Genomic DNA, 6,112 nt, shown 5'->3' with positions numbered 1-6,112 from the left:
CGGCACGCCCCCGCCGGTCCCGAGCCGATCACGGCGACGGTCTTGCCGCTGAGCCGCTCGGGCGGCTGCGGGGTGACATCGCCCGCGTCCCACGCCTTGTCGATGATGGTGACCTCGACGTTCTTGATGGTCACCGGCGGCTGGTTGATGCCGAGCACGCAGGCCGACTCGCACGGGGCGGGGCACAGCCGCCCGGTGAACTCCGGGAAGTTGTTGGTCGCGTGCAGCCGCTCGCTGGCCTCGCGCCAGTCCCCCCGGTAGGCGTAGTCGTTCCACTCCGGGATGAGGTTCCCCAGCGGACAGCCGTTGTGGCAGAACGGAATGCCGCAGTCCATGCACCGGCCGGCCTGCTTGCTGATGATCGGCAGCAGCGAGCCCGGGACGTAGACCTCGTTCCAGTCCTTGACGCGCGTCTCCACCGGACGGGTCTCGGCCACCTCACGGCCGGTGGTCAGGAAGCCCTTGGGGTCAGCCATTGATCGCCGCCTCCATCATCTTCTCGTGGGTCTCGGACTCGGAGAGCCCGGCACGCTCGGCGGCGTCCTTGGCGGCGAGCACGGCCTGGTACGTAGCAGGGATGATCTTGCTGAAGCGGGTACGGGCGGTCTCCCAGTCGTCGAGCAGCGCACCCGCGACGGTGGATCCGGTCTCCTCGTGGTGGCGGCGCACCGCGTCGTGCAGCCACCGCTGGTCGGTGTCGTCCAGCGCACCGACCGCGTCCCGCAGATCGACATTGACATTGTCCGGATCGAGGTCGATCACATAGGCGATTCCGCCGGACATACCGGCCGCGAAGTTCCGGCCGGTGGGGCCGAGGACGACCGCGCGGCCGCCGGTCATGTACTCGCAGCCGTGGTCGCCCACGCCCTCGGAGATGACCGTGGCGCCGGAGTTGCGGACGCAGAACCGCTCGCCGACCCGGCCGCGCAGGAACATCTCACCGCCGGTCGCGCCGTACGCGAGGGTGTTGCCCGCGATGGTGGAGTACTCGGCGAGGTGGTCCGCGCCCCGGTCCGGGCGGACGATGAGCCGACCGCCGGAGAGGCCCTTGCCCACGTAGTCGTTGGCGTCGCCCTCGAGCCGCAGCGTGACCCCGCTGGGCACGAACGCGCCGAAGGACTGGCCGGCCGAGCCGGTGAAGGTGATGTCGATGGTGTCGTCGGGCAGGCCCGCGCCGCCGAACTTACGGGTCACCTCATGACCGAGCATGGTGCCCACGGTCCGGTTGATGTTGCGGATCGCGATCTGGGCCCGGACCGGCTGGGCGGCCTCGGCGCTCTCGGCGTTCAGCGCGTCGGCCGCCAGCTTGATCAGCTGGTTGTCGAGCGCCTTGGCCAGGCCGTGGTCCTGCTCGACCGCCTGGTGGCGGACGGCGCCCTCGGGCAGCTCGGGCACGTACAGCAGCGGGGCCAGGTCCAGGCCCTGGGCCTTCCAGTGCTGTACGGCGCGGGCGGTGTCCAGCAGCTCGGCGTGGCCGATGGCCTCGTCCAGGGAGCGGAAGCCCAGCTCGGCGAGGAGCTCGCGGACCTCCTCGGCGATGAACTCGAAGAAGTTCACCACGAACTCGGCCTTGCCGCTGTAGCGCTCGCGCAGCACCGGGTTCTGGGTGGCGATGCCGACCGGGCAGGTGTCCAGATGGCAGACGCGCATCATCACACAGCCGGAGACCACCAGCGGCGCGGTGGCGAAGCCGAACTCCTCGGCGCCGAGCAGCGCGGCGATCACCACATCACGGCCGGTCTTCAGCTGGCCGTCGGTCTGCACCACGATGCGGTCGCGCAACCCGTTGAGCAGCAGTGTCTGCTGGGTCTCGGCGAGGCCGAGCTCCCAGGGGCCGCCCGCGTGCTTGAGCGAGGTGAGCGGCGAGGCGCCGGTGCCGCCGTCGTGGCCGGAGATCAGCACCACATCGGCGTGGGCCTTGGAGACGCCCGCGGCCACCGTGCCGACGCCGACCTCGGAGACCAGCTTGACGTGGATCCGCGCCTGGGGGTTGGCGTTCTTCAGGTCGTGGATCAGCTGGGCGAGATCCTCGATCGAGTAGATGTCGTGATGCGGCGGCGGGGAGATCAGACCGACGCCCGGGGTGGAGTGCCGGGTCCTGGCCACCCAGGGGTAGACCTTGTGGCCGGGCAGCTGACCGCCCTCGCCGGGCTTGGCGCCCTGCGCCATCTTGATCTGGATGTCATCGGAGTTGACCAGGTATTCGCTGGTCACCCCGAAGCGGCCGGAGGCCACCTGCTTGATCGACGAGCGCCGGGCCGGGTCGTGCAGCCGGTCGGAGTCCTCGCCGCCCTCACCGGTGTTGGACTTGGCCCCCAGCCGGTTCATGGCGATGGCGAGGGTCTCGTGCGCCTCCTGGGAGATGGAGCCGTAACTCATGGCGCCGGTGGAGAACCGCTTGACGATCTCGCTCGTGGGCTCGACCTCGTCGATCGGGATCGAGGGCCGCTCCCCCTTGAAGGAGAACAGGCCGCGCAGCGTCATCAGCCGCTCGGACTGCTCGTTCACCCGATCGGTGTACTTCTTGAAGATGTCGTAGCGGCGCGACCGGGTGGAGTGCTGGAGCCGGAAGATCGTCTCGGGGTCGAAGAGGTGCGGCTCGCCCTCGCGGCGCCACTGGTACTCGCCGCCGATCTCCAGCGTGCGGTGGGCTGAGGGGACGCCGGAGGCGGGGTACGCCTTGGCGTGGCGGGCGGCGACCTCCTTGGCGATGACGTCCAGGCCCGCGCCGCCGATCTTGGTGGCGGTGCCGTGGAAGTACCTGTCCACGAAGGACTCGTCCAGGCCGACGGCCTCGAAGACCTGTGCGCCCCGGTAGGAGGCCACGGTCGAGATGCCCATCTTGGACATGACCTTCAGAACGCCCTTGCCGAGCGCCTTGATCAGGTTCTTGATCGCGGTCTCGGCCTCGACACCGGGCAGGAACGTCCCCGCCCGGACCAGGTCCTCGACCGACTCCATGGCCAGATACGGGTTGACGGCCGCGGCGCCGAAGCCGATCAGCAGCGCGACATGGTGCACCTCGCGGACGTCGCCCGCCTCGACCAGCAGCCCCACCTGGCTGCGCTGCTTGGTGCCGATGAGGTGGTGGTGGACCGTGGAGGTGAGCAGCAGCGAGGGGATCGGGGCGTGCTCGGCGTCCGAATGGCGGTCGGAGAGCACGATCAGCCGGGCGCCGTCCTCGATGGCCCGGTCGGCCTCCGCGCAGATCTCGTCCAGCCGGGCGGCGAGCGCCTGACCGCCGCCACCGACCCGGTACAGACCCGAGAGGTTCGCGGCCTTGAGGCCGGGCATGTCCCCGTCGGCGTTGATGTGGATGAGCTTGGCCAGCTCATCGTTGTCGATCACCGGGAAGGGCAGGGTGACGCTGCGGCAGGAGGCCGAGGTCGGCTCCAGCAGATTGCCCTGCGGGCCCAGCGAGGAGATCAGCGAGGTGACCAGCTCCTCGCGGATCGCGTCCAGCGGCGGGTTGGTGACCTGCGCGAACAGCTGGGTGAAGTAGTCGAACAGCAGCCGCGGCCGCTCGGAGAGGGCGGCGATCGGCGAGTCGGTGCCCATCGAGCCGATCGGCTCGGCGCCCGCTTTGGCCATCGGCGCGAGCAGGACCCGCAACTCCTCCTCGGTGTAGCCGAAGGTCTGCTGACGGCGGGTGACCGAGGCGTGGGTGTGCACGATGTGCTCACGCTCGGGGAGGTCGGCCAGGCCGATCAGACCGGCCTCGAGCCATTCGCCGTACGGCTCCTCGGCGGCCAGCTCGGCCTTGATCTCGTCGTCCTCGATGATGCGGTGCTCGGCGGTGTCGACCAGGAACATCCGGCCCGGCTGGAGCCGGCCCTTGCGGACCACCCTGGCCGGGTCGATGTCCAGGACGCCGACCTCGGAGGAGAGCACCACCAGACCGTCGTCGGTGACCCAGTAGCGCCCGGGCCGCAGGCCGTTGCGGTCCAGCACGGCGCCGACCTGGGTGCCGTCGGTGAAGGTGACACAGGCCGGGCCGTCCCAGGGCTCCATCATCGTGGAGTGGTACTGGTAGAAGGCGCGCCGGGCCGGGTCCATGGAGGGGTGGTTCTCCCACGCCTCGGGGACCATCATCAGCACCGAGTGCGGCAGCGAGCGGCCGCCGAGGTGGAGCAGCTCCAGAACCTCGTCGAAGGTCGCCGAGTCGGAGGCGTCCGGGGTGCAGACGGGGAAGATCCGCTCCAGGCCCTTCTCCCCGAACAGATCGCTGACCAGCTGGGACTCCCGGGCGCGCATCCAGTTGCGGTTGCCCTGGACGGTGTTGATCTCACCGTTGTGGGCGACGAAGCGGTACGGGTGGGCCAGCGGCCAGCTCGGGAAGGTGTTGGTGGAGAACCGGGAGTGGACCAGCGCGACGGCCGTGGCGAAGCGGCGGTCGGAGAGGTCGGGGAAGAACGGCTCCAGCTGACCGGTGGTCAGCATGCCCTTGTAGACCAGGGTGCGGGCGGACAGCGAGGGGAAGTAGACCCCCGCCTCGCGCTCGGCGCGCTTGCGCAGCACGAACGCCTTGCGGTCCAGGGCCACGCCGGTGCTGGTGCCGTCGGCGACGAAGAGCTGGCGGAAGGCGGGCATGGTGGACCGGGCGCCGTTGCCCAGCAGCTCGGGGGCGACGGGCACCTCGCGCCAGCCGAGGACGGTCAGGCCCTCCTCGGCGGCGAGCCGCTCGATGTGCTCCGCCGCGGCGGCGCCCTCGGTCTCACCCTCGGGGAGGAACGCGATGCCCACCGCGTAGGCACCGGCTTCGGGCAGCTCGAAGCCGGTCACACCGGCCCGCAGGAAGGCGTCCGGAACCTGGACGAGGATGCCCGCGCCATCGCCGGAGTCGGGCTCCGAACCGGTGGCTCCGCGGTGCTCGAGGTTCCTCAGCACGGTGAGAGCCTGCTCCACGAGCTCATGGCTGGCCTCGCCGGTGAGGGTCGCCACGAAGCCGACGCCACAGGCGTCGTGCTCATTGCGCGGGTCGTACATCCCCTGTCGGGCGGGGTGGGATGCGGAACGCATCGGCTCTCCCGTCGTCGTCATGGCATCTTGCGTGTGCCGAGGGACGACGTTGGCCCTCCGCGAAATTTCGTGCAGGTTACATGATGGGCGGAATCTCGGGAAGCGGAAGTTCCATTCCATCATGCGGACACCCCAGGGCGGGGTGGGGTGACATCACGCCCCTGGGGGTGGGCTGACATCAGGCAGTACGGGCAATTGTTCACCGGGCGACCGACGTCGCCATGGCGCTGACCGGGCGACACTGCCCAAGCGCTTCGGGCTTATGCCCGCCTGTAAAAGGATCGAAACCGAGGGGTAACGGCGTGATTATGCGGCTCGCCGTATGTGTGTCATCCTACGGCCGTTCCGAACAAAGCGCCCAGGGCATAGGTCACACCCGCCGCCGCACCGCCCAGCACCAGCTGCCGCAGCCCGCTGTACCACCAGCTGCGGGCGGTCACCCGCGCCACCGCCGCACCGGCCCCGAACAGCCCTATCAGCGCCAGCAGCACGGCCGGCCACAGCACCGTGGCACCCAGCAGATACGGCAGCACCGGCAGCAGCGCGCCCAGCGCGAAGGAGCCGAACGAGGACACCGCCGCCACCAGCGGCGACGGCAGATCGTCCGGGTCCACGCCCAGCTCCTCGCGGGCGTGGATCTCCAGCGCCTGCTCGGGGTCGCGCGAGAGCTGCTCGGCCACCTCACGGGCCAGGGCCGGCTCCACCCCGCGCGACTCGTAGAGCGCCGCCAGCTCCTCCAGCTCGTCCACGGGGTGCTTGCGCAGCTCGCGCCGCTCCACCTCCAGTTCGGCCTGGACCAGATCGCGCTGGGAGGCGACGGAGGTGTACTCACCGGCGGCCATGGAGAAGGCCCCGGCCGCGAGGCCCGCCAGACCGGTGATCACGATGGTCTGCCGGTCCACGGCACCGCCGGCCACACCGGTCATCAGCGCGAGATTGGAGACCAGTCCGTCCATGGCGCCGAAAACGGCGGGCCGCAGCCAGCCGCCGTTCACATCACGGTGGGTGTGGTTGTCGCGGTGGGCGATGTGCGGGGACTCGGCGGTGTCGATGACGGACATATGAAGATGTGCTCCCTTCGAGAAGGGTGTGG

2 protein-coding genes and 1 pseudogene are annotated in these 6,112 nt (G+C 70.0%); all 3 read right to left on the bottom strand.

The features are described from left to right. Positions 1-476, bottom strand: a pseudogene (gltD, locus tag NQU54_RS44760) (glutamate synthase); the annotation flags it as partial. Continuing rightward, positions 469-5,019, bottom strand: coding sequence for a glutamate synthase large subunit (gene gltB, locus NQU54_RS44755; RefSeq protein WP_257636036.1), 4,551 nt, complete (start codon positions 5,017-5,019; stop codon positions 469-471). The pseudogene gltD and the gene gltB, both read right to left, overlap by 8 nt. Positions 5,020-5,348: 329 nt before the next feature. Beyond that, positions 5,349-6,080 (bottom strand): VIT1/CCC1 transporter family protein, encoded by a 732-nt coding sequence (locus NQU54_RS44750; protein ID WP_069870077.1) that lies wholly within the window; start codon positions 6,078-6,080, stop codon positions 5,349-5,351. Positions 6,081-6,112 lie beyond the last annotated feature (32 nt).

The organism is Streptomyces malaysiensis subsp. samsunensis, from assembly GCF_024519315.1.
GTDB classification, from domain to species: domain Bacteria; phylum Actinomycetota; class Actinomycetes; order Streptomycetales; family Streptomycetaceae; genus Streptomyces; species Streptomyces malaysiensis.
The sequence above is the reverse complement of the archived record's forward strand: the minus strand, read 5'-3'. Positions and strand labels throughout refer to the sequence as shown.

Coding starts and splice junctions, on each gene's coding strand:
- gltB (WP_257636036.1), bottom strand. CDS start 5,019: ATGCGTTCCGCATCCCACCCCGCCCGACAGGGGATGTACGACCCGCGC.
- NQU54_RS44750 (WP_069870077.1), bottom strand. CDS start 6,080: ATGTCCGTCATCGACACCGCCGAGTCCCCGCACATCGCCCACCGCGAC.